General features: G+C 62.4%; 20 protein-coding genes. 13 read left to right on the top strand and 7 right to left on the bottom strand.

The features are described from left to right. Nucleotides 1–21: 21 nt before the first annotated feature. The 5 genes from LAN70_08900 (at nt 22) to LAN70_08920 (ending at nt 4651) form a co-directional block, all read left to right on the top strand. Nucleotides 22–993 (top strand): metallophosphoesterase, encoded by a 972-nt coding sequence (locus LAN70_08900; GenBank protein MBZ5511277.1) that lies wholly within the window; start codon nt 22–24, stop codon nt 991–993. Nucleotides 994–1002: 9 nt separating this feature from the next. Continuing rightward, a complete protein-coding gene (locus LAN70_08905) occupies nt 1003–1365 on the top strand; it encodes a cupredoxin domain-containing protein (protein ID MBZ5511278.1) in 363 nt (120 codons plus the stop codon). Nucleotides 1366–1394: 29 nt separating this feature from the next. Further along, nucleotides 1395–1862 (top strand): cytochrome c, encoded by a 468-nt coding sequence (locus tag LAN70_08910; GenBank protein MBZ5511279.1) that lies wholly within the window; start codon nt 1395–1397, stop codon nt 1860–1862. A 148-nt stretch (nt 1863–2010) separates the two neighbouring features. After that, nucleotides 2011–3858 (top strand): ABC transporter ATP-binding protein/permease, encoded by a 1848-nt coding sequence (locus LAN70_08915; GenBank protein MBZ5511280.1) that lies wholly within the window; start codon nt 2011–2013, stop codon nt 3856–3858. Between the two features lie 109 nt (nt 3859–3967). Continuing rightward, complete coding sequence (locus LAN70_08920; GenBank protein MBZ5511281.1) at nt 3968–4651, top strand: methyltransferase domain-containing protein; 684 nt, start codon at nt 3968–3970, stop codon at nt 4649–4651. A 31-nt stretch (nt 4652–4682) separates the two neighbouring features. Here LAN70_08920 and LAN70_08925 read toward each other — a convergent pair whose 3' ends face one another. Beyond that, on the bottom strand, nt 4683–5360 hold the full coding sequence (locus LAN70_08925) for a class I SAM-dependent methyltransferase (protein ID MBZ5511282.1): 678 nt from the start codon (nt 5358–5360) through the stop codon (nt 4683–4685). Between the two features lie 69 nt (nt 5361–5429). Then, nucleotides 5430–5963, bottom strand: a complete 534-nt coding sequence (locus tag LAN70_08930) for a polymer-forming cytoskeletal protein (protein MBZ5511283.1) — start codon at nt 5961–5963, stop codon at nt 5430–5432. Between the two features lie 406 nt (nt 5964–6369). Between LAN70_08930 and LAN70_08935 the strand changes: the two genes are divergently transcribed. Next, a complete protein-coding gene (locus LAN70_08935) occupies nt 6370–7263 on the top strand; it encodes a hypothetical protein (GenBank protein ID MBZ5511284.1) in 894 nt (297 codons plus the stop codon). 60 nt (nt 7264–7323) lie between these two features. Here the strand turns inward: LAN70_08935 and menC are convergent, their stop codons facing one another. Genes menC through mazG form a run of 3 tightly spaced genes read right to left on the bottom strand, consistent with a single transcriptional unit; the run spans nt 7324 to nt 10141 of the window. Further along, nucleotides 7324–8436: an o-succinylbenzoate synthase gene (menC, locus tag LAN70_08940; protein MBZ5511285.1), complete on the bottom strand. Its 1113-nt coding sequence runs from the start codon at nt 8434–8436 to the stop codon at nt 7324–7326. 38 nt (nt 8437–8474) lie between these two features. Continuing rightward, nucleotides 8475–9191, bottom strand: a complete 717-nt coding sequence (locus LAN70_08945; protein ID MBZ5511286.1) for a GNAT family N-acetyltransferase — start codon at nt 9189–9191, stop codon at nt 8475–8477. A gap of 47 nt (nt 9192–9238) precedes the next feature. Next, a complete protein-coding gene (mazG, locus tag LAN70_08950) occupies nt 9239–10141 on the bottom strand; it encodes a nucleoside triphosphate pyrophosphohydrolase (protein MBZ5511287.1) in 903 nt (300 codons plus the stop codon). A gap of 496 nt (nt 10142–10637) precedes the next feature. Here mazG and LAN70_08955 point away from each other — a divergent pair, with 496 nt between their 5' ends. The 7 genes from LAN70_08955 (at nt 10638) to LAN70_08985 (ending at nt 17838) form a co-directional block, all read left to right on the top strand. Next, nucleotides 10638–11837: a thiolase family protein gene (locus tag LAN70_08955; protein MBZ5511288.1), complete on the top strand. Its 1200-nt coding sequence runs from the start codon at nt 10638–10640 to the stop codon at nt 11835–11837. Nucleotides 11838–11860: 23 nt separating this feature from the next. After that, the gene (locus LAN70_08960) at nt 11861–12916 is read left to right on the top strand and encodes a hypothetical protein (GenBank protein ID MBZ5511289.1); all 1056 of its coding nucleotides are present in this window, start codon (nt 11861–11863) and stop codon (nt 12914–12916) included. Between the two features lie 319 nt (nt 12917–13235). Further along, nucleotides 13236–13901 (top strand): glycine cleavage system protein H, encoded by a 666-nt coding sequence (locus LAN70_08965; GenBank protein ID MBZ5511290.1) that lies wholly within the window; start codon nt 13236–13238, stop codon nt 13899–13901. A 52-nt stretch (nt 13902–13953) separates the two neighbouring features. After that, nucleotides 13954–14715, top strand: coding sequence for a 4Fe-4S dicluster domain-containing protein (locus tag LAN70_08970; protein ID MBZ5511291.1), 762 nt, complete (start codon nt 13954–13956; stop codon nt 14713–14715). Between the two features lie 2 nt (nt 14716–14717). Further along, nucleotides 14718–15893, top strand: a complete 1176-nt coding sequence (gene nrfD, locus LAN70_08975) for a polysulfide reductase NrfD (GenBank protein ID MBZ5511292.1) — start codon at nt 14718–14720, stop codon at nt 15891–15893. A 217-nt stretch (nt 15894–16110) separates the two neighbouring features. After that, the gene (locus LAN70_08980) at nt 16111–17388 is read left to right on the top strand and encodes a hypothetical protein (GenBank protein ID MBZ5511293.1); all 1278 of its coding nucleotides are present in this window, start codon (nt 16111–16113) and stop codon (nt 17386–17388) included. A gap of 105 nt (nt 17389–17493) precedes the next feature. Further along, a complete protein-coding gene (locus tag LAN70_08985) occupies nt 17494–17838 on the top strand; it encodes a hypothetical protein (GenBank protein MBZ5511294.1) in 345 nt (114 codons plus the stop codon). A 118-nt stretch (nt 17839–17956) separates the two neighbouring features. Here LAN70_08985 and LAN70_08990 read toward each other — a convergent pair whose 3' ends face one another. Further along, entirely contained in the window at nt 17957–18679 is a 723-nt protein-coding gene (locus LAN70_08990) for a Crp/Fnr family transcriptional regulator (GenBank protein MBZ5511295.1), read from the bottom strand. Between the two features lie 106 nt (nt 18680–18785). Then, the gene (locus LAN70_08995; GenBank protein MBZ5511296.1) at nt 18786–20789 is read right to left on the bottom strand and encodes an ATP-binding cassette domain-containing protein; all 2004 of its coding nucleotides are present in this window, start codon (nt 20787–20789) and stop codon (nt 18786–18788) included. Between the last annotated feature and the right edge of the window lie 354 nt (nt 20790–21143).

Genomic DNA, 21143 nt, shown 5'->3' on the forward strand with positions numbered 1-21143 from the left:
AGCCCGTATCGGGAGGGACACATGACCGACTTCGACCGCCGCTCGTTCCTGAAGATTTCCGGCGCCGCCCTGGGCATCGGCGTGCTGTACCAGGTTGCGCCGCTGGCCTCCGCCGAAGCCTCCGAGACCTTTCGCCTGCTGGGACGCCACAGCGGCGAAGCGGTTACACCGTTTTCCTTCATTCAACTCAGCGACGCGCATGTCGGCTTCAATGGCCCTCCCGACCCGCTGGGCACCAAGGCCTTCGAGCGCGCCGTGGAAATGGTCAACGTGCTGCCGCATCAGCCTGATCTGGTCCTGTTCACCGGCGACTTGACCCACGACAGCGAGGACAAGGACGTCCACGCCAAGCGCATGGCAAATTTTCGCGATATCGCCGGCCGCCTCAAGGCGAAGAAGTTGATGTGCGTGCCCGGCGAACACGACGCTGGTCTGGATGGCGGCGCGCTGTTCCGCGACAACTTCGGTCCCAGCAACTACTCCTTCGACCATCGCGGCGTGCACTTCATCGCCCTCGACAACGTCTCCCGCGCCAAGCCCGAGGTCGGCCCCGAGCAGCTTGCCTGGCTGAAGAAAGACCTGGCGCGCTTCTCCAAGTCGGCGCCCATCGTGGTCTTCACCCACCGCCCGCTGTTCGACCTCAAGCCGGAGTGGGAATGGTTCACCATCGACGGCGACGACGTCATGAACGCGCTCGCCGGCTACGAAAACGTCACCGTGCTCTACGGGCACATCCACCGCGACGACGAGCACCATGAAGGTCACGCGCACCACTACGCCGCGCGCTCGCTCATCTTCGCGTTTCCTGAGCCCACGGCTCCGGCGAAGAAGCCCTACCCGTTCGACAAGGACCAGCCATTCAAGCGTCTCGGAATCCGCGTGGTCAGCGCCGCGCCCAAGCAGCCCATCGCGGTGCAGGACGTGGAACTCACGCTGCGCGAATACTCCGGACTGAACGGCATCCAGCAAATTTTGAAGACACCCACGCTATAGGAGAGGGTCATGCGTTTGCCACATCGCCGAATCACGCTCGCCGTGCTGCTCGTTCTCGGTGTCGTCGCGCTCGTTCCACATCGCACGCGCGCGCAGGATCCGAAGGTCATCAACATCACCGCCAAGCGCTTCGAATTCAGCCCCAATCAGATCACGCTCAAGAAGGGCGAGCCGGTGAAGCTGCTGCTGACCTCCGCCGACGTCGTCCACGGCTTCTTTCTGAAGCCGCTGAAGATTGATGAGATCATCCAGCCCGGCAAGACCACCGAAGTGAACCTGACGCCGCAGACTGCGGGCACCTACCTGCTGATCTGCGACCACTTCTGCGGCGTCAACCATGCCGCCATGAACATGAAGGTTATCGTGGAGTGATGGTGGCCCGGCGTAGTGCAGGTTTCGCAATGGCGGTTGCTTCCCTGCTGGCACTGGCGGCCTGCCGCGTCAGCCCGCCGGGACGCACCGAAACCGCGGTGATGACCACCATCAAGCGTTGGGTGACCGTGGGCGGAACCAAGAAGCAGAATCCCCTGCCGGCGACGGCGGAGAACATCCATCGCGGCCAGCAGGTTTTCTCCTCCTACTGCGCCGCCTGCCACGGACTTGATGGCCAGGCGACGGGGGTGCCGTTCGCCGCCGCCATGTCGCCGCCCATCCCGGAATTGAATTCTCCCTCGGTGCAGGCCTATACCGACGGGCAGCTCAAGTGGGTCATCACCAACGGGCTTAGCCCGTCGGGCATGCCCGCGGCCAAGGGCATCCTGCGCGACGAGGAGGTGTGGGCCATCGTCACCTACCTGCGCCACCTTCCCGCCAAGGGCAGCCTGGGCGAACCCGCCATGTACAGCGGCGACCCAGGCGGAAAGCGTTAACCACGGATTTCCACGGATTACACGGATCAACTTCTTGAGATCCTCATCCGTGACAATCCGTGTCGATCCGTGGTTGAGGTTCTTTGCCCGGAGCGTAACGCCTCTCCCCTGAAGCCTACGCTGTTAGAATCACATCTATATTTCAACCATGGTGAAGGAACTCCGACCGCTGTTTCCGTACATGAAGAAGTACCGCCGCGGTTTTGTCTGGGGCGGGATCACGGTGTTGCTCAACAACGGCATCTGGATCCTGGGCCCACTGGTCATCCGCGGCGCGGTAAACGACCTGCAGGGCTGGCACGACGGCAAGCTGGCCGCCGATGTCATGGCGCACAAGTTGCTGATCTGGGCGTTGCGGCTGGTGGCCGTCATCGCCGCGAAGGGCGTGTTCCAGTTCCTGACCCGCTGGATCATGATCGGCATCTCGCGCGACATCGAATTTGACCTGCGTAACGATCTCTTCCGCCACCTGGAACAACTTTCCTACTCCTATTACCAGCGCATGCGGACCGGCGACATTATGGCGCGCGCCACCAACGATCTGAACGCGGTGCGCAACCTGCTCGGTCCCGGCATCATGTACACCGCCAATACCCTGGTGCTGAGCGTCTTCGCGCTCGCCATCATGATCAGCATCAGCCCCAAGCTGACGCTCTACACCTACGCGCCCCTTCCCATCATCAGCATCGTGGTGCAGTACTTCGGCCGGCGGATTCATGAGCGCTTCGAAAGAATCCAGGCCAGCTTTGCCGATATCTCTGCGCGGGCGCAGGAGAATTTTTCCGGCGCGCGCATCATCCGCGCCTTTGCCCAGGAAGACGCCGAGATCGCCAGTTTCGAGACCGCCAATAAGGAATACATTCGCCGCAGCCTGAAGCTGGTGCGGCTGATGGGCATGCTGTGGCCGACCCTGGAATTGCTTCTTGGAATGGCGGTGGTGCTGGTGCTCTGGCTGGGCGGGCGCGAGGTGCTGCTGGGACAAACGCGAATCGACCTGGTCTCAATCCTGGGGACCAAGACGACTCTATCGCTGTCTGGCAGCATGACGGTCGGTGATTTCGTTGCGTTTAACACATACATGGTGCAGCTCACCTGGCCGGTCATCGCGCTGGGTTGGGTGATTAACCTCTTCCAGCGCGGCACCGCTTCCATGGTGCGTATCCAGGAGATGTTTGAGCAGAAGCCGGAAGTCGCGGACGTCTCCGTCGTCCATGGCGATGGAGCGCGCTCGCCCGCGAGCGCGCCTTCCATCCGCGGCGAGCTCGAATTCCGCCATCTGAGCTTCAGCTACAACGGAACGCAAGTGCTGAGAGACATCAACCTCAAGATTCCCGCCGGCAGCAGCCTGGCCATCGTCGGCCCGACGGGCTCGGGAAAATCCACTCTGGTGAGCCTGATCCCTCGCGTGTATGACGCGCCCGAAGGCGCCATCCTGCTGGACGGCCGGCCCATCCGCGAATTCCCGCTCGAGGGGTTACGCCGCAGCATCGGCTTCGTGCCCCAGGAAACGTTTCTCTTCAGCGACACGGTGCGGGAGAACATCGCTTTCGGGGTGGAGACTTCCACCGACACGCAGATCATGGAGGCTGCGGAGGGCGCCAACATCGCACGCGACATCGCCGCCTTCCCGGAGAAGTACGGCACCATGGTCGGCGAGCGCGGCATCACCTTGTCAGGCGGCCAGAAGCAGCGCACCGCGATCGCCCGCGCCCTGGTCCGCGATCCGCGCATCATGGTGCTCGACGACGCGCTCTCCAGCGTGGATACCTACACCGAAGAAAAAATCCTCAACCACCTGCGCGAAGTGATGCATGGCCGCACCACCATCTTCATCTCGCACCGCGTCTCCACCGTGCGCAGTGCGGACCGCATCGCGGTCTTGTTCGATGGCCGCATTGTTGAGCTGGGCACGCATGACGAGCTGCTCGCCCTCAACGGCTACTACACCGGCCTGTACAACAAGCAACTGCTCGAAGAGGAGCTGGAGACGGTGTAGCCGTTTCTTGGCTTTTAGCTCTTAGCTCTTAGCTTTTAGCCAGAACGGAACCGGACAGTGATGGCCTTTTTCTCCGGCTAAGAGCTCTAACAGCTAAGAGCCAAAAGCTATGAAGCGCGTGGTCACCCCGGAACTGCTGGATAGCGATGCGGCGACGCCGGCCGAAGTCCAGCAAACGCTCGCCGACTTGCGGCGCATCAACCGCTGGTTCGGCGGCATCAGCACCACCCGGCGCATGCTGGAGCAGGTGGTTGCGCGCCTTGGAAAACGCTCTTCTGCCCCCACCGAACTTACCCTGCTCGACGTCGGCGCCGGTTCCGGCGATGTCTCTTTGTCCGCGGCCCGTCAAATCCGGCCGCCAGCCCAGATCAGAGTCACCCTCATGGACCGCATGCCGGCACACCTGCCGCGCAACGGTACCGGTACGGTCGCCGGCGATGCCCTGGCGCTGCCATTCCTCGACGGCAGCTTCGACCTGGTGACCTGTTCCCTGCTGATCCATCACCTCGAGCGCGAGCAAATCGTGCATTTCGTCAACCAAGCGCTGCGCGTCGCGCGCGTCGCCGTTTTGCTGAATGACCTCCGCCGCGAGCCTCTCCACCTCGCCCTCATGTACGCCGGTTATCCTCTGTTTGCCCGCCTGACGCTGCACGACGGCATCGCCTCCGTGCGCCGCGCCTACACGCCGCAAGAGCTGAAATCAATCCTTGGGAATACCCAAGCCGCTGCCGTCGAGATGGGAAACCGCTATCTCTACCGCATGGGAATTATTGTGTGGAAGGATGTGCGGTGAATACCTTGCTCCGGCCTTGCGCCTTGAGCCTCTAGCGGACCACAATCACTTCCCGCACGTTGTCTCGCGCCAGGAAGAACTTCAGCGAGGCGAATTCGCGGAAAAGATTTTCGATGTGGCGGTTGTTGAACACCCGCTGCAAGCGGAATACGGTCGGGCCGTTGCGCGGGGTCGCCTGCAATTGCAGCATGTCGTTGCTGGCGATGTGATAGCGGTAATGCGGCGCGTCGGGTCCGGCATCGCGGGTGTGGAAAAACGCCAGCAGGATGCCGCCTGGCTTCATCAGCGCGCACAGACGTTCCACCACCGGCTTTACCAGCGGCTCCGGAAGATAGTCGGGGACATCCCAGGCCAACACGGCATCGAAAATCTTTCCCTGGTAGGCCAGGCTGTCGCGCAGGAAACGCGGCACGTCGACGGTTCTCTTTCCGTCTGCTCCGGTCATGAGCAACAGGGGATCGTAGGCCGCGTCGAGCAGGTCTTCGGTGCAAACCTTGTGACCCATCCCGGTGAAGCGCGAAATGTTGGTCGCCGAGGTGCACCCCAGGTCGAGGATGCACAGCCCTTCCTGGCCGGCAATGGACTTGGAAAACTCGTTGAGCCCGCTGGAGCGGCGGTTGACGCGCGCGGCCGACGGCTGCTGGTTGGGTCCATTCCCGGCGGCGCCACTGCGGAAAAATCGAAACAGATTGTGCGTCACCGAACCCATGCCATAACTTCTTGAGCGACTAAGCTCATTGTGCTCCGGCTCGACGCAAAGCGCAACGCGACGCCGCGGTTACCTTTTCGGCTCCAACAGCGACGCTTGCGCCGCCGGCGCGCTCGCCGGTGCCACCGGGGAACTGGACACGGCCGGCACGGTCACCGCCGGCTTTGGCTCCGGCTTTTGCTCCCGCTGAACGTCGATGGAACCCTTGAAAAACGCGCCTTCCTCGATGATGACCCGCCGGGTGACGATATTACCGACGTGGATGGCCGATTTCTTCAGCTCCACACGGTCGGCATTAATGTTTCCGTCCACCTTGCCGTGGACCACCGCGTCCTTGGCCCGGATGTGCGCGCGCACGCGGCCATTCGGCCCCACCGTCAGGTTGTGACCGCGCAACTCGACGCTGCCCTCCACCTCGCCGTCCAGGTACAGGTCTTCGCTGCCGGACAGTTCACCTTTCACCAGCACAGATTTGCCGATGTGCGCAACTTCGGAGCGGAATTCGTTTACAGGTTTTGGCGTTTCCACGGGACGGACCTCCTTGGAGCTGAAGACGCTAGGCGTTGAGGCGGGAATCTCATCCTCTTTGCGTGATTTCCACATGCGTGATCCTCCACTGCCTACTGACACCAAGGTCGCTGGCCGGCGCCATCCCGACGCGGTCGCAAACAGAACGCGGGCGCAGGCGAGGAGACCGAAGAAGCTGTTGCCGACTATATCCAACCGCGCCGAAAGCGGCAATCAGGTTTTTCACGCCTGAGCATGCCCACCCTCGTCGGTTAGTAACTACTTTAACATGAGCTAGTTCTGCGATGAACCTCGACGGTTCCAAGAACTGTGCTTGGGCCCGTCCCTGGCTCATGACCAAGTGTCGGCCGCTTCGCCTCCACCCGCCGGCGCGTCTTTGTTATCCGGCTGGCGCCCGCGGCACCTTGCTTGCCATTAAGCAACTGAGGTGCTCCTCTACTCGTCTAATCTGTATTAGCATCAGCACTCAACGGCTATTTTCATGCGGACACTGCACAGGCGAATTGCCTTCGTACTGAGAGCCGCGGCAATCCTGCTGCTGGCCACGCTGACCGGGGCGGCGCAGCGGCCGCCGAAACCGGACTTGCCCGCCAATCCCGCCGACCTGGTGCGCAAAACCGTCGCCAATGATATCGCGCCGGAGAACGACACCACGCACTACATGTACCGGCTCACCAAGAAAAGGCCCGAGCACATTGAAACCCGCGAGATGATCGAAACCGATCAGGGCGTGATCGGCCGCCTGCTGATGATCAACGGCAAGCCGCTCAGCCCCGCCGATCGTGAAAAGGAAGACAAACGCCTGCAGCGTCTGGTCAACGACCCGCAGCAGCTTGCGCAGAAGCAGAAGAGCCAGAAAGACGATGATCGCCGCACCCGCAACATGGTCGCGGCCCTGCCCGACGCCTTCCTCTACGAATACGCCGGAACGAAGAACGAGGAACCCTGGGGTGAGCTGGTCATGCTGAATTTCAAGCCCAACCCCAACTTCGATCCGCCGCAGCGCGAAACCGCGGTTTACAAGGGCATGCAGGGCTCGATGGCGATCGCCGTGCCCGCCAACCACATTGCCAAGATCGAAGCCCATCTCTTCCGCGACGTCAGCTTCGGTTGGGGAATCCTCGGCCGCCTCGATCAAGGCGGGCAGTTCATCGTCGAGCAAAAGCCTGTCGAGGGCACGAACGGCGCTCACTGGGAGCCCAGCCACATGGTCCTGCACTTCACCGGCAAGGTGCTCATCTTCAAGACCATCAAGATCAACGAAGACGAAGCCACCACCGACATCCGCCCCGTGCCCGATATGACCGCCGCACAAGCCGTCGAGCTGCTGAAGAAACACGACGGCGAGATCGCCGAGAACAATGGGACGAAGTAGTTTCAGTTTCAGTTTCAGTTTCAGTTGGAGCGCGTTCGATCCCCAAAAACCGACAACCGATCACCGAGAACCGAAAACCTCTTTCCTCACCGTCAACCGCTCAATCAAGTCCTCGCGCACCCGGTAGCCGGTCCCCGGAGAATCCGGCACGTTAATCAATCCCTCGCGCGTGACTTCGACCTCCGGCTCGATGATGTCCTGTTTCCAGTAGCGCTTCGAGGCCGACACATCTCCCGGAAAGCGGAAATTTTCCAGGGTCGAGAGCGCGATGTTGTGGGCCCGCCCGATGCCCGTTTCCAGCATGCCGCCGCACCACACCGGGACCTGGCGCGCGCGGCAGACGTCGTGCACGCGTAGCGCCTCGCTGAAGCCGCCCACGCGGCCCACCTTGATATTGACGATCCGGCACGCGCCCACTTGCAGCGCGGCTTCAGCGTCGCGCGCGTGACGGATGGATTCGTCCAGGCAAATCGCGGTCTTGATCTGCTCCTGCAACCGCGCGTGAAAGAAGAAGTCGTCGTTCCACAGCGGCTGCTCGATCATCAGCAGATGGAATTCGTCGAAGCGTTTCAGGTGTTCGACATCGTCGAGACGGTAGGCGGAATTGGCGTCGCAGCTCAGCAGAATCTCCGGCCACCTGGCGCGGATTCGCTCCAGCACCGTGACGTCCCAGCCCGGCTTCACTTTCACCTTGATGCGCCGGTACCCGGCCGCCAACTCGGTCTCGACCTTGTCCAGCAACTGCTCCACCGAATCCTGGATCCCGATGGACACGCCGCACTCGATCTGCCGACGCGTTCCACCCAGCAGCTTCCACAGCGGAACGTTTTTCTCCTCCGCTTCCGCCGCCCAGAGCGCGTTCTCGATCGCCGCCTTCGCCATGCGATGTCCCTTGACATGCGCCAGCAGCGGCGGGCACTCGCGTGCCGTCGAGAAATCTTTCCCCAGCACCGCCGGCGCCAGGAATCGCGCCATCGTCACCCACGCCGAATCCACCCACTCGCTGCTGTAAAACGGATTCTCACCGGCGACGCACTCGCCCCACGCGTGCACGCCACCGCCGAGCAGCGTAACCAGCAGGATGGCGCGCTGGGTGGTGCGCCCGAAGCTGGTCTCGAAGAAATGCACCAGCGGCATGCGAATTTCGCGAAGAGTGATGGCCTCAATTTTCATTGGTTTTCGCCTGAAGCCCGAAGCCTGCAGCCTGAAGCCTACTTCCCGTAACTCCACTCCTCATCCCACTTCCCCAACAGGAAGCTTCCATTGCCATCCTCATCGCGCCGGTAGCCGAGCGCCGCCAATCCACGCGCAAACGCCGCCACCAGCAGCTCCCGATTGCGCTCCTGCACCTGCAGCGCTTTTCCCCGGTCCGCTTCCGACGCCTTCCAGCCGTAAATCTCCCCCGGCACGCCGATCGTCTCCTGCACATCGAAGCGCGGCAAACTTCCATGCCCCATCAGCGCCTCCACCCGCTTCGACCGCAGCCACCACTCCGCCACCAGCCGGTCGGTGGGCAAGCCGCCTTGCAGCGGAGAAAAAGTCGTCCCGTACTGATTGATGTTGTAGCGGCGCGCAATCGCGCCCAGCCGCTCCAGGTTCAGGTACGCGTTCTTGATCTCCAGGGGATCGAAGGTCCACTCGACCAGCTCGAAGCCGCGTGCCAGCGCGTCCTTCCGCTGGAACAGCTTGATCCGCTGCCCGATGCCGCGATTGCGATAATTCAGCCTTACGGCCAGCATGTGGGAGTGCAGGTAGGGATGTCCGCCGCGCACGCCCGGAATGCCGAGCGCGAATCCCACCAGTTCGTTGCCCTCGAAAGCGCCCAGCACCTGCCCGCCGATTTTCTGCGCGACAATGAACAGGCGCAGCGGCACCATCTCGGCGTCGCTGAATCCCCACACTTCTTTCTGCAGCTCGACGCACGCCATCAGCTCGCTGTCGGCCTCGCAGCGCCGGACAACGATGGGCTCCGGCGCTACGGCGTCCGCTCCTGCTGCTTCGACTCCTGCCATAGCGACTCCATCTCCTCCAGCGTGGCCTCCGGCAGTTTCTTGCCGCGCGCGCGCATCCGTTCCTCCATCCACTGGAACCGCCGCCGGAACTTGCGGTTGGTCTTGCGCAGCGCTGATTCCGCGTCCAGCGACAGGTAGCGCGCAATGTTCACCAGCACGAACAGCAGGTCGCCGACCTCGTCCTCCAGCCCCGCCCGCAACTCGTCGGGGATCGCCAGCCCGCTGGCGCCCGCCACGCCGCGCTGCGGAGGGCGCGGCCCCGGCGCCGGATACTGCTTCAACTCCTGGCGCAGTTCTTCCGTTTCCTCGTGCAGCTTGTCGAACAGGCCGCCAATCTCCGGCCACTCGAAGCCGACGTGCGCCGCCCGCGAGCTCAGCTTAAACGCCTCCAGCAGCGCCGGCACTCCCGAGGACACGCCTGCCAGCACCGAGTCCTTCTTCTCTTCTTCTTTCGCTTTCTTGCCGCCGCCGGCTTCTAACCGCTTCTTCTTTTCTTCCGCCTTCAGCGCTTCCCAGTTGCGCAGCACGTCGCCGGCGGTTTCCGCCTTGACGTCGCCGAATACGTGCGGATGCCGGTCCACCAGCTTGTTCGACAGCCGGTCAAGCACATCATTGATCGAGAAGCGCCCTTCCTCCTGCGACATCTCCGCGTAGAACAACACCTGCAGCAGCAGGTCGCCTAACTCGCCCTCGAGTTCATCCCAGTCGCGGTTGTCAATCGCCTCCAAGACTTCGTAGGTCTCTTCCAGCGTGAAGGGTTTAATCGAGTCGAAGGTCTGCTCGCGGTCCCACGGACATCCGCCCGGGGCCCGCAGCCGTGCCATGATCTGGACCGCGCGCTCAAATCGTTCGCCTGTCGTCGCCATCCTTCCTAATCTAAATGACGCTTGGGTCGAACGTCACCTTGTGATCGGGAGATCGGGTGAACTGGCCCCGTTACAGTTGTGGGCTGTTAATGTGCTGGCTGCTCCCAGGACCGCGCCCCCACGATGACTGGCCCCCCCGTCTGCGGAAATTGGGGGCAACGAAATTGGCCCCCGGGCATACCACGTAAATTGCTTACCAGGCGGATGTCTGCAATACTGGGGCAAAATTATTCAATTTGCACCAGCCCAGGTCGTAGGGAGAGGTAACAACCCGGCGACGAGGAGCACTACCGTGAATGGCGCAGGCAGCGTGAGTGCGGGCATGAAAGCGTTGCAAGAAGTGCGGCAAATGCCGGTCACCGAGGCGTGTGTGTCAGGTCTTTGTGACATTTGTCTTTACCAGGACGGGCTCTGCATGACTGAGGGCCGGCCCTGCGCGAATTGGGATTCATCCAGGCGTTCAGCGGAACAAAAATAACAAGTCAGGAGTCATACAGTGAAGGATGTAGCCATAATAGGCGCGGGCATGACCCCGTGCCGTTCCCGGTGGGTGGAGAAGACCTTCTGGGAACTGGCACAATGGGCGGTCAGCGAGGCGGTTCGCGACGCAGGCATCCATATCCAGGAAGTCGAGGCCGGCGTCGCGGGAATCTATAACGACATCTTTGAGTTCCAGGCGATCCCCGAGAGCGGATTCCAGGGGATTGTCGGACTCCAGAACAAGCCCATGATGCGGGTCTCCAACGGCGGCGCCACCGGCGCCTATGCGATGTTGGCGGCCTACAACATGGTCGCCAGCGGCCAGTACGATCTCATGCTCGTGCTGGGCGTGGAAAAGGCGCTCGATTGCTACGATTTCGAAGCCGAGAGCAACACTCCCGCCGTCGTTCAGACCATTGGCTATTCCTGGGATCCGTGGTTTGAACGGCCGCTGGGGGCGCATGCCTCCGAAAGTTATGCCGAGGTCATCCAGGCCTACATGGACGAGCATCCGGGGGACCTGGCGCCCATGGCCCGCGCCAAAATCGTGGAACTCCTCTGCCAGCAGGCGCAAAACAATCCCTATGCGCAACGTCTCGGCGAGAAAGTGACCGCCGACCAGGTGCTCCACTCCCGCTATGTGGTTTACCCGGTTCGCGTGCTGGAAACCTGCGTGTACACCGAGGGCGCCTGCGCCTTGATTTTTGCCTCCGGGGAAATGGCGCAGAAGATCAAGGAGCGGACCGGCCGCGAACCTATCTGGCTTACCGGGGTCGGCGCCGCCAACGAACCCTACTTCGTGGGCAACGACATCACGCGTTACAAGGTCCTGCACCGCATCTATTCCGACCACGTGGCCACCAAGAAAGCGCTGCAGATGGCGGGCATCACCATCGAAGACGTGCAGGTAATCGAATTGCACGACGCCTTCATCCCGCAGTTGATGATCACGCTGGCCGAGATGGGCGTGGTGCCGCTGGGGCGCGCCAATGACCTGGTGGAGGAAGGCATCATCATGCCCGGCGGAAGGCTGCTGGTGAATCCCTCGGGCGGACTCGTGTTCGGCGGACATTTCGTCGGCGGATCCAACATGATGTCAACCTGGAGCGCCATGCGCGAAATGAGAGCCAGAAATCTTGAGCATGCCGTAATTCATGGCACCGGCGCGTCGCTGTCGATGTATGGCGTGGCCATCGTGCTGGAGAGGAGGGCTTAATCGTGGCGAAAACAGGAAAAGCAGTGGCTCCCGCAAAGCGCGAACCCAAGCCGGTGATCTCCCCCGCGATGCTCCCCATGGAGGGAATCACCGAAGTCCAGGCAGCGGACGGCGTGTACCTCCAGCGGAACGACGTCATGTTCACGGCCATGAAGCACACCCAGGGCGAATTCTCCGATTTCTTCCGCGCACTGCGCGACGAGGGCAAGGTGTTCGGCCATCGTTGTCCCGAGTGCCGGCACCTGATCATCCCGCCGTTCATGCGGCGCTGCCCGGCATGCAATTTCGTCGAGATGAAAAAGGAGTACGTCAAGGACACCGGCATCATGGCGGCAACGCCGGTGATCACCGTTTTTTCGCCCAGCCGCTTCAAGGGCCAGGAACCGTTTGGCACCGGCCGGGTGTTTCTTGAAACCGCGGCCGGCAAGCTCAGCGATACGGCCATGCTGGTTCGCGTCCGCACCACGCGTGGAACCATACGGCCGGGGATCTATAAGAAAGGCACCCCGGTCAAGATCGCCTTCTGCGATTCACGGCGAGGCGAGATGCTGGACGTCTTTGCCGTTCCCCAGAGCGAACTGAAGCCGAAACAACTCGCCAAGCGCCCGCTCTTGGAGAGCGAGATAGACTGGGGCCAGCTCTCGGAGATGGAATTCGGCAAACCCACCGCTCGACTGCAGAAAACGTTCCAGGAAGTCAGGGCCCATTTCCAGAAACTCGCTGCCATGATTCCGCACAGCCCGCGGGCGACCGCCAATCTTGCCAACTGGCGCCGCACGGTTACCGTCCGCACCGGCGGCGGGACGTTCGGCCTGGTGATGAACCGGGGGAAATTGCAGGTGCGGAACGAGGGCGTGAAGGACCCGGATCTGGTCGTGGCCATAAAAGACCCATCCACGCTGCTGGCATGGCTGCATGACAGCACGGAACCGGTCGGCGATGGTATGAAGAGCCCCGCGTTAACGGATCTGGTCATTGAAGGGACCCTCGTGCTCAACAAGCCCGAACTGGAGACGATTACGCGCCTGGATCGCGTTCCTCGCTCGCTGCGTCGGGACCGCGTGGTGACAGCACGCTAAGCCAAAGCGACGGGTGGCGCGATGTTCGAACATGCGCTGCCCGTCGCCTTCAAGCAGCGCTGCTTCGAAGTCGACTTCGTTGTTCCATCAGCCTTATCACCAGCTACTCCCCAAACGCCCTCTTGCCCGGCTAACTGGCGTCCCCCCACATTTTGCGCACTGCATTTTGCTCCGCCCCACTGCGTTTTGCAGCGATTCACCTCCTGATTCCGAAGTGCGAATTCCCTAACTCCTTATTCCTCAATCGCCGCTCCCCATCGGCCTTTTGCCCCTCGCGTGCACTTACCCAGGGCGAGAGTTGTCCGAATAAGGAGACCGTATGTCGATCCTGTTTGTGCTGCTGACTTTTCTGCTGATCATGTCGATCACGTATTTTCTGCGCCGCGAGCAGCCCGCGGCCGCGGTGCAGCCCCGGGTTTATCCCCAGCCGCCCGCGCCCAGCATGATGCGCGAGCAAGGCTTCGACGTGCCCAAGGGCTACTGCTTCCATCCCGGCCACACCTGGGTGCTGGATGAAGGCCGCCAGAACGCGCGCATCGGGTTGGACAGCTTCGGCGCCGCCCTGCTCGGCAGGATTGATCGCGTCGAAGTCGTCGGCCTGAACCGCTGGGTGCGTCAGGGCCAGAAGATCTGCACCATCTCGCGCGACGGGCTGGCGGTGGAGTTGCTGTCCCCCATCGAGGGCGTGGTGGTCTCGGTCAACCAGGACGTGGTCAACGATCCCGGAATCGTGCTGAAGGACCCGTACAAAGCGGGCTGGATCTGCGTCGTCAAGGCGCCGGAGATCAACCTGAACTTGAACAACCTGCTGCAGGGAAGCCTGGTCGGCTCGTGGATGCAAAACTCCGTGCGCCGTCTTTCCACCATGACATCCCAGCTCGCTCCTGCCGCGGCGGCCGATGGCGGACTCCCCGTTTCCGGCCTGCTCGCCCAGCTCGAGCCCGGCGCGCAGCGCGCCATGATTCGCGAATTTTTCCTGACGTAGCGGGCCGATGGGAACACCGGCCCGGATAGAGGTACTGCCTGGGAGGCTTGAGATGAGCAAGGAATCGAAAGGGCTGTTGATCGACATCACCAAGTGCATCGGCTGCCTGCAGTGCGCCGTGGCCTGCAAGACCGGACACAAGCAGCCGGGCGACCCCGAGCCGACGCTGTCGGCCACCGCTTTCACCACGGTCGAGCCGCGCGGCGAAAAGTTCGTCCGCCGCCTGTGCCTGCATTGCGAAGATCCTTCCTGCGCCAGCGTCTGCCCGGTCGGCGCCATTATCAAGACCGCGCAGGGTGCGGTGCGTTACAACGGCGCCAAGTGCATCGGCTGCCGTTACTGCATGATTGCCTGCCCGTTCAGCGTTCCCAAGTACGAGTGGAGCAAGCTGGCGCCCTACGTCACCAAGTGCGACATGTGCGCCGAGCGCGTCCTGGCCGGCAACCAGACCCTGTGCGCCGAAGTCTGCCCCACCGGCGCCACGTTGTTCGGCAGCCGCGAAGACCTGCTGATGGAAGCGCACAAACGCATCGTGGAAAACCCCGGCGTCTACGTGCCGCGGATTTACGGCGAGAAGGAAGTGGGCGGCACCTCGGTGTTCTACATCTCCGACGTGCCCTTCGAGCAGCTCGGGTTCGTTGAGCCACCCTTGAACCAGCCGATGCCGACTCTGTCCGCCGCTGCGCTGGGTGAAGTGCCCACCGTGGTGACGATCGGCGGCTCGCTGCTGGCCGGCCTCTACTGGATCACGCAACGCCGCCGTGAAGTCGCCGCCGCGGAATCGGTCGAACGGGAACAGAAGGAAAGGAGCTAGCCATGTCGCAGATCATGAAAAAAATCACTTTGTGGCGCGCAATTTCGGCGGTCATCTTCGCCGCCGGTATCTGGGCCACCTACCTCCGGTTTTTTGCCGGATGGCGCGCGGCCACCAACCTCTCTGACGGCCAGCCCTGGGGCATCTGGGTGGGCGTCGCTACGCTGTGCGGCGTCGGACTCTCCGCCGGCGGCTTCGCCATCGCCGGCGCCGTGTACCTGCTCGGCATGGAGCGCTACCATCCCATTTCCCGCGCCGCCGTCGTGATCGCGTTCCTTGGCTATCTCTCCGTGGTCGCCGGCTACGCCTGGGAGCTCGGGCTGCCCTGGAACTTCTGGCACCCGCTGGTCATGTGGAACCGAAAATCGGTGCTCTTCGAAGTGGTCTGGTGCATCATTCTCTACACCACCGTGCTGGCGCTGGAGTTCTCGCCCGCGCTGCTGGAGAAGATTCCTCATCAGCGCATCCGCGAACTCGCCCTCGAGTGGCACCGCCGTATTCTGATTGGCCTGGTGCTGATCGGCGTTCTGCTCTCTTCGTTGCACCAGTCGTTCTTGGGCGGCCTGTTCATCATCTTCAAGGGCAAGGAATATCCGCTCTGGTACAGCAATTATCAGACGACCCTGTTTTATCTTTCGGCGATTCCCGCCGGATTCGCCATGGTCATCATTGCCCTGTATCTCAGCATGCGCTCGCTGGGCGTGAAGCTCGATACCGGCATCCTCAAGGATTTCAGCCGGGTCATCACTCCCCTGCTGGTGATCTTCGCCCTGTTCCGCTTCGTGGATATCGGCCGGCAGGGCGCCACCCATTACCTGTTCCTGGCGCGGCCCGAAACGTTTTACTTCTGGCTTGAGATCGCGCTGCTCATCGTCGCGCCCGTGGTGCTGTTCAATCTGAAGAAGGTGCGCGAAACGCCCATCGGACTCTACTGGGCCAGCGCGGTCATGGTCATGGGGTTCATCACCCATCGCGTCAACGTTTCCATCACCGCGCTGGAACGCGCCACCGGCACGCACTACGTTCCCAAGTGGTCGGAGATGGCGGTCACCATCATGCTGGTCGCCGCGGCCGTCATTGCCTTCCGCCTGGCCGTGCTTCATCTGAAGATTTTTCCGCGTGTCGAGCGGGTCGAGCCCCGCACCCGCTGGCTGGCCGAGCCCGCGAGCGCGGATTAGTCATGGCAGCTCCAGGGACGTGTCCCCTAGGCAGCACGTCCCGCGCGAGCTGACAGCCTCCGGGCGGAGCCCTTCACAGGGGGGAACAGCTCCGCCCGGAGCAACATTGGGGTCTTTCAGTCAGTCGGTCCATCGGTCAGTCGGCCTGCCGGTGTCTGAGTCGTCCTACCGATCGACCGATCGACCGAGAGACCGATAGACACTTCGGAGGCCAACCATGATCCCCGCCGACCTTCTCCCTCCCGAAATCATGGAAGAGGATCCCCTCCTCGATTCGGCCGCGCAACTGGAACAGTCCGCCCGCGCGCTCGACCTCGAAGACTGGATCGTGCAGCGTCTCAAGCACCCGGAACGCGAGGTCACGGTCAATCTCCCGCTGCGGCGCGATTCCGGAGACGCCCTCACCTGCGCCGCGCTGCGCGTCCAGCACTACCACCCGCGCGCCGGCTGCCTGGGGCCGGTCGTGCTTGCGCCCGACGCCCACTTCGCCCAACTGCGCCCGCTCGCCCTGCACATGACCCTGCAATGCGCGCTGCTCGACCTGCCGCTGGGCGGCAGCGCCGGCGCCATCGTCTGCGATCCGGCGCAACTTTCCGAACGGGAATTGCGCCACCTGGTCCGCGATTACGTCGCTGCCCTCGACGTCCGCGGCGACATCTTTGCCCCCGCCGAATTCGCTGCCGCATGGACCCCGGCCAGCCGCCATCTTGATCCCGCCGCCCTGGTCGGCAAGCCGGCGATTCTCGGTGGACTTCCCGATCCCGCCGCCGCCCTCGCCGCCGGTTGGTTCACTTTGATTTCCGAAGCCTTGTCAGTGCAGAAACCAATCGCACGCCCGGCCCAGCCGCCAACCACCAGCCACCAGCCTTCGTCCGCGGTGGACGGCCGCCGCGTCGCTCTCCAGGGCTTCGGCCCAGCCGCAGCGGCGCTCGCCAACCTCCTGCACAACGCCGGGGCGCGCATCATCGCTCTGGCCGACAAGTCCGGCGGGCTGTTCGCCGAGCGCGGTCTCGACCTGGCCGCCGTCGCCGCCCATTTCACAACCCACGGCATGCTGTACGGCTTCGACGGCGCCGAAGCGGTGCGCAACTCCGAGGTCCTGGAATCTGCCTGCGACGTTCTGGTCGCCGCCGCTGCCGAACGCCAGGTCAATTGCCAGAACGCCTCTCGCATTCGCGCCTCGCTCCTTCTGGAAACCATGCCCAACGCGATCACTCCCGCGGCAGCGTCCATCCTCGCCTCGCGCGGCATCAGCGTCATCCCGGCTCTGCTGGGCGCGGCGCCCCGAATGCTGGCCTGGTTTGCCGAATGGCAGCACGGCCTCCACCACGCCGCACCCGAGCAAGCGGCCACCGAATCGCTGATCCACCACAGACTCACCGAGATCTTCCACCGGGCGCAGTCTTTTGCGGCATCGCGAAACTCTTCACTCCCCGATGCCTGCCGTCTGTTGGCGCTGGAAAAGCTGGCGGCCAAGTTGCGCCTCACGCAATAGGAATTCCCCTTTTGGGAATCACCTCCCATTCTGGACCGATTGTTGCACTATTTGTGCAAAACGGGCGCACACTGTTCGAGTCGGTTCTTCCCCGGGGAGCCCTCCATGCCGGCGCGCGAAATCCCGCCCCCGCAGTGGCCCAGCTTTCTCGGCAACTTTGGATTCCGCCACTTCGGCTGGAACGTCACCTTGCAGCAAGAATCGTGCGGACGCGGCAAGCACTGCGCCGCTAACCACTCGTTCCTGGAGGAACTCACCGCCGACGTCACCGACGGACACCAGCAGATCACCATCGTGCTCGGCACGCCGTTCCGGCCATTCCATACGCACGTGGTCAGCAATCCCCGCCGCGTGCGCGTCGTGGCCGGCGCTCAGCCCGCACTCGAGATCGAGTCCGCCGACGGCAGCACCGTTGTGGTGCATCTCCACCGCTACGACGGTGACATCTGAAATCCGCAACCTGAATTTTCGCATCAGAAATGAAAAAGGCGCGGCCGCAGCCGCACCTCACTGACCTGTCGCAATCTTGCTTTTCCTAACGCCTAAAACCTAACGCCCAAAACCTGTTTTACGATCCCACCAGCCTCTCCAGCCCCGCCTTGTTCTTGATCAGCAGCGTTGATCCCCGCAGCGATGCCAACTGCTTCTTGCGAAAGCTGCCGAGCAGCCGCGTCACCGTCTCGCGCGACGTCCCGATCACCTGCGCGATCTCCTCGTGGGTCAGCGCCAGCTTCACCCGGATGCCTTCCTTGGTCGCTTCGCCCTCGCTGGCCAGCTCCAGCAGCATGCGGGCCAGCTTCTCGCTCGCCGAGTGCGACAGCCCGATCGCCCGAATCATGTCGTACGCGTTATGGCAGTTGTCGCTCAGGTGCCGCGCCGCCTGCAGGCACGCCGAACCGTGCTCTTCCAGGAATTTCTGAAAATCTTCCCGCTTGATGAACACCACCTGGCAGGGCTGCACCGTCTCGGCGGTCAACTCGTACGGCTGGTTGCTGACCACGGCGTGCATCCCCAGCACCTCACCCGGCTCGGCGATCTTCAGGATCATCGTCTTGCCGTCGCTGGAATTCACCGACAGCTTCACCCGCCCGCGGCACAGCAGGTAGATCCCGCGCGGCAGTTGTCCCTCGACGAACAGCACGCTCGCCCGCGGTAGCGCGGACGGAAATTTGATCTTTTCGAAGGCGTCCAGGGTCCGGGGCGGCAGCGAGCAGAAAAAACTCTCGCTGCGCATCTTGCACATCAAGCAGTTTTCCACCAGCTCCATGCCGTACGGAGCAGCATTCGGCATTACATTCTCCTGGCCAGCATGGACGCGGCGTGCTGGTCCTAAACTTGTGGATACAGGCGTCAAGAATAGCACCAGGCTACGCGCATTCCTAGCAGAAGCAGCGGATCTACGCGTTACTTTCGAGCGCGACCGAGAGCGCTTCCCACTCCGCCACCAGCGGCGCCAGCTCCGACCGGCGCCGCTCCAGCAACTCGGTCAGGCGCGCCGTCTCCTGCACGCTGACGAAAGTCTGCAGCCCGCTCTCGCACTGCGCGATCTCCGCCTCCACCCGGCTTACCGCTTCTTCCAATTCCTGCTGCCGCTCCTGCATCTGCCGCAGCTTGATCGGATTCAGCCGCTTTCTCCCGAGACCTGCTTCACCACTTCGTCCATCCTGATCGTCCCCGATACCGATGTTTCGGAGGGGCACGGCGGAACCTGTCCCGAGCGAAGTCGAAGGGGAGGGAGTCGTGCCGTTCAATCCCGCGCCTTTGCCGGCTTTAGCCGCTGAGGGAATGTCCTTGCCTTCCTGCTCCTTCCTCCAGCGAAAGTCCTCATAGTTCCCCGGAAACACCGTCACCGTCTGCTCCGCGACTTCAAAAACCTTGGTTGCCAGCTTGTCGATGAAGTAGCGGTCGTGCGACACGAACACCACCGTCCCGGCAAATTTCTCCAGCGCTTCCAGCAGCACGTCCTTGGCGCGCAGATCGAGGTGGTTGGTGGGCTCGTCCAGCAGCAGGAAATTCGAGGGATACATCAGCATCCGCGCCAGCGCGTAGCGGTTGCGCTCGCCGCCCGAGAGCACCCTGATGCGCTTGAACACATCGCCCTCGGTGAACAGGAACGACCCCAGCAGACTGCGCAGCTCGGTCTGCGTGGCGCGCGGGGCCAGCTTTTCCAGATCGTCGAACACGCGCTGTTCCGGATCGAGCTGCTTGTACTGGTCCTGCGCAAAATAATCCGCCTCGACGTTGTGTCCCAGGCGACGCTCTCCGCTGGTCACCGGCTCCAGCCCCGCCAGAAGCCGGATCAGCGTGGACTTTCCGGCGCCGTTCACGCCCACCAGCGCAATCCGGTCGCCGCGCTCGATCAGGAAATTTACCTCGCGCAGCACCCGCCTCTCCCCATAGCTCTTCTCGACGCCGATGAACTCGGCCACCATGCGCCCGCTCGGCTTCGGCTGCGGGAACTTGAAGTGGATGGTGCGCTCTTCCGGCGGGATGTGGACGCGCTCCATCCGCTCCAGTTCCTTGATCCGGCTCTGCACCTGCTTGGCCTTGGTCGCCGTGTAGCGGAAGCGGTTGATGAACGCCTCCAGTTGCTCGATGCGCTCCCGCTGGTTGCGATACGCCGCCTGCAACTGCTCCAGCCGCTGCGTCTTTTGCGCCAGGTACTTGTCGTAATTGCCGGGATAGAAGTGGACGCGCTTGTTCCAGATTTCGACAATCTTCTTCACCGTGACGTCGAGAAAATAGCGGTCGTGGGAGATCAGCACGTAGGCATACGGGTACGCCTGCAAATATTCCTCAAGCCAGTTGCGCGATTCCAGGTCGAGATGGTTGGTGGGCTCGTCCAGCAGCAGCAGGTTGGGCTTCTGCAACAGCAGTTTCGCCAGCGCAATCCGCATTTGCCATCCGCCGGAAAATTCTTCCGTGCGCCGTTGCCAGTCTTCTTTTTGAAAACCGAGTCCGGCCAGAACCGCACCCACCTGCGCTTCGATGGCGTAGCCGTCGCGCGCGCCAAACTCGTGGTCCAGGCGGTGGTAGCGCTCGGCGACTTCGGCATACTCGGCGCTCGCCGGATCGAGCTCGGAAATCTTCCCCGCCAGCGCGTGCAACTCCTGCTCGATGCCCAGCAGCTCGGTGAATACCGACATGCACTCGTCGAAGACGCTGCGGCCCGCGAGCGCCAACCCTTCCTGCGGCAAGTAACCAAACGTGATGCCCCTGGCGACCGAGATGGCGCCGTAGTCGAGCGTCTCCAGCCCGCCCAGAATCTTCAGCAGCGTGGACTTTCCGGTGCCGTTGGCGCCGACCACGCCAACGCGGTCCTGCGGCGTGACCAGCCAGTCCAGGTCGTCGAAGAGTAGCTTTTCGCCGTATCGCTTGCCGGCGGAGGAGAGTTGAATCATGGGAAATTGGTAATTGGGTAATCGGGGAATTTGGTAATTGAAAACCAAACTCCCTAATGACAAGTTACCAAATTCGGAGGTCACGCGCGGTAAGCGTTTGATATTTCGTAAACCTAAGTTATCTCCGGGTTTTCTGGAATCCCGAAGATGTTGTTTTGTCAATGAGCGAGAGCACAAGATGCAGTGGCGCTAGCGCCAAAAGACGAATAGGCGCAGTGGCAATGCCCCTGCGCCCACTCCTCCGCTCACAACCAGTCTAGCCGTTCGGCAGGGGTAAACCCGCAACATCCGAAGAAACTTTATTTATCGTGATACGAGAGAGTTGCGGGGAACAGTTATAACAAAGGGACTTGA

This window comes from Terriglobia bacterium, from assembly GCA_020072845.1.
Classification (GTDB): domain Bacteria; phylum Acidobacteriota; class Terriglobia; order Terriglobales; family Acidobacteriaceae; genus JAIQGF01.

What these genes read in the sequence shown, in the direction of transcription:
- LAN70_08900 (MBZ5511277.1), top strand. Translation starts at nt 22, where the DNA reads ATGACCGACTTCGACCGCCGCTCGTTCCTGAAGATTTCCGGCGCCGCC.
- LAN70_08905 (MBZ5511278.1), top strand. Translation starts at nt 1,003, where the DNA reads ATGCGTTTGCCACATCGCCGAATCACGCTCGCCGTGCTGCTCGTTCTC.
- LAN70_08910 (MBZ5511279.1), top strand. Translation starts at nt 1,395, where the DNA reads ATGGCGGTTGCTTCCCTGCTGGCACTGGCGGCCTGCCGCGTCAGCCCG.
- LAN70_08915 (MBZ5511280.1), top strand. Translation starts at nt 2,011, where the DNA reads ATGGTGAAGGAACTCCGACCGCTGTTTCCGTACATGAAGAAGTACCGC.
- LAN70_08920 (MBZ5511281.1), top strand. Translation starts at nt 3,968, where the DNA reads ATGAAGCGCGTGGTCACCCCGGAACTGCTGGATAGCGATGCGGCGACG.
- LAN70_08925 (MBZ5511282.1), bottom strand. Translation starts at nt 5,360, where the DNA reads ATGGGTTCGGTGACGCACAATCTGTTTCGATTTTTCCGCAGTGGCGCC.
- LAN70_08930 (MBZ5511283.1), bottom strand. Translation starts at nt 5,963, where the DNA reads ATGTGGAAATCACGCAAAGAGGATGAGATTCCCGCCTCAACGCCTAGC.
- LAN70_08935 (MBZ5511284.1), top strand. Translation starts at nt 6,370, where the DNA reads ATGCGGACACTGCACAGGCGAATTGCCTTCGTACTGAGAGCCGCGGCA.
- menC (MBZ5511285.1), bottom strand. Translation starts at nt 8,436, where the DNA reads ATGAAAATTGAGGCCATCACTCTTCGCGAAATTCGCATGCCGCTGGTG.
- LAN70_08945 (MBZ5511286.1), bottom strand. Translation starts at nt 9,191, where the DNA reads ATGGCGTGCGTCGAGCTGCAGAAAGAAGTGTGGGGATTCAGCGACGCC.
- mazG (MBZ5511287.1), bottom strand. Translation starts at nt 10,141, where the DNA reads ATGGCGACGACAGGCGAACGATTTGAGCGCGCGGTCCAGATCATGGCA.
- LAN70_08965 (MBZ5511290.1), top strand. Translation starts at nt 13,236, where the DNA reads ATGTCGATCCTGTTTGTGCTGCTGACTTTTCTGCTGATCATGTCGATC.
- LAN70_08970 (MBZ5511291.1), top strand. Translation starts at nt 13,954, where the DNA reads ATGAGCAAGGAATCGAAAGGGCTGTTGATCGACATCACCAAGTGCATC.
- nrfD (MBZ5511292.1), top strand. Translation starts at nt 14,718, where the DNA reads ATGTCGCAGATCATGAAAAAAATCACTTTGTGGCGCGCAATTTCGGCG.
- LAN70_08980 (MBZ5511293.1), top strand. Translation starts at nt 16,111, where the DNA reads ATGATCCCCGCCGACCTTCTCCCTCCCGAAATCATGGAAGAGGATCCC.
- LAN70_08985 (MBZ5511294.1), top strand. Translation starts at nt 17,494, where the DNA reads ATGCCGGCGCGCGAAATCCCGCCCCCGCAGTGGCCCAGCTTTCTCGGC.
- LAN70_08990 (MBZ5511295.1), bottom strand. Translation starts at nt 18,679, where the DNA reads ATGCCGAATGCTGCTCCGTACGGCATGGAGCTGGTGGAAAACTGCTTG.
- LAN70_08995 (MBZ5511296.1), bottom strand. Translation starts at nt 20,789, where the DNA reads ATGATTCAACTCTCCTCCGCCGGCAAGCGATACGGCGAAAAGCTACTC.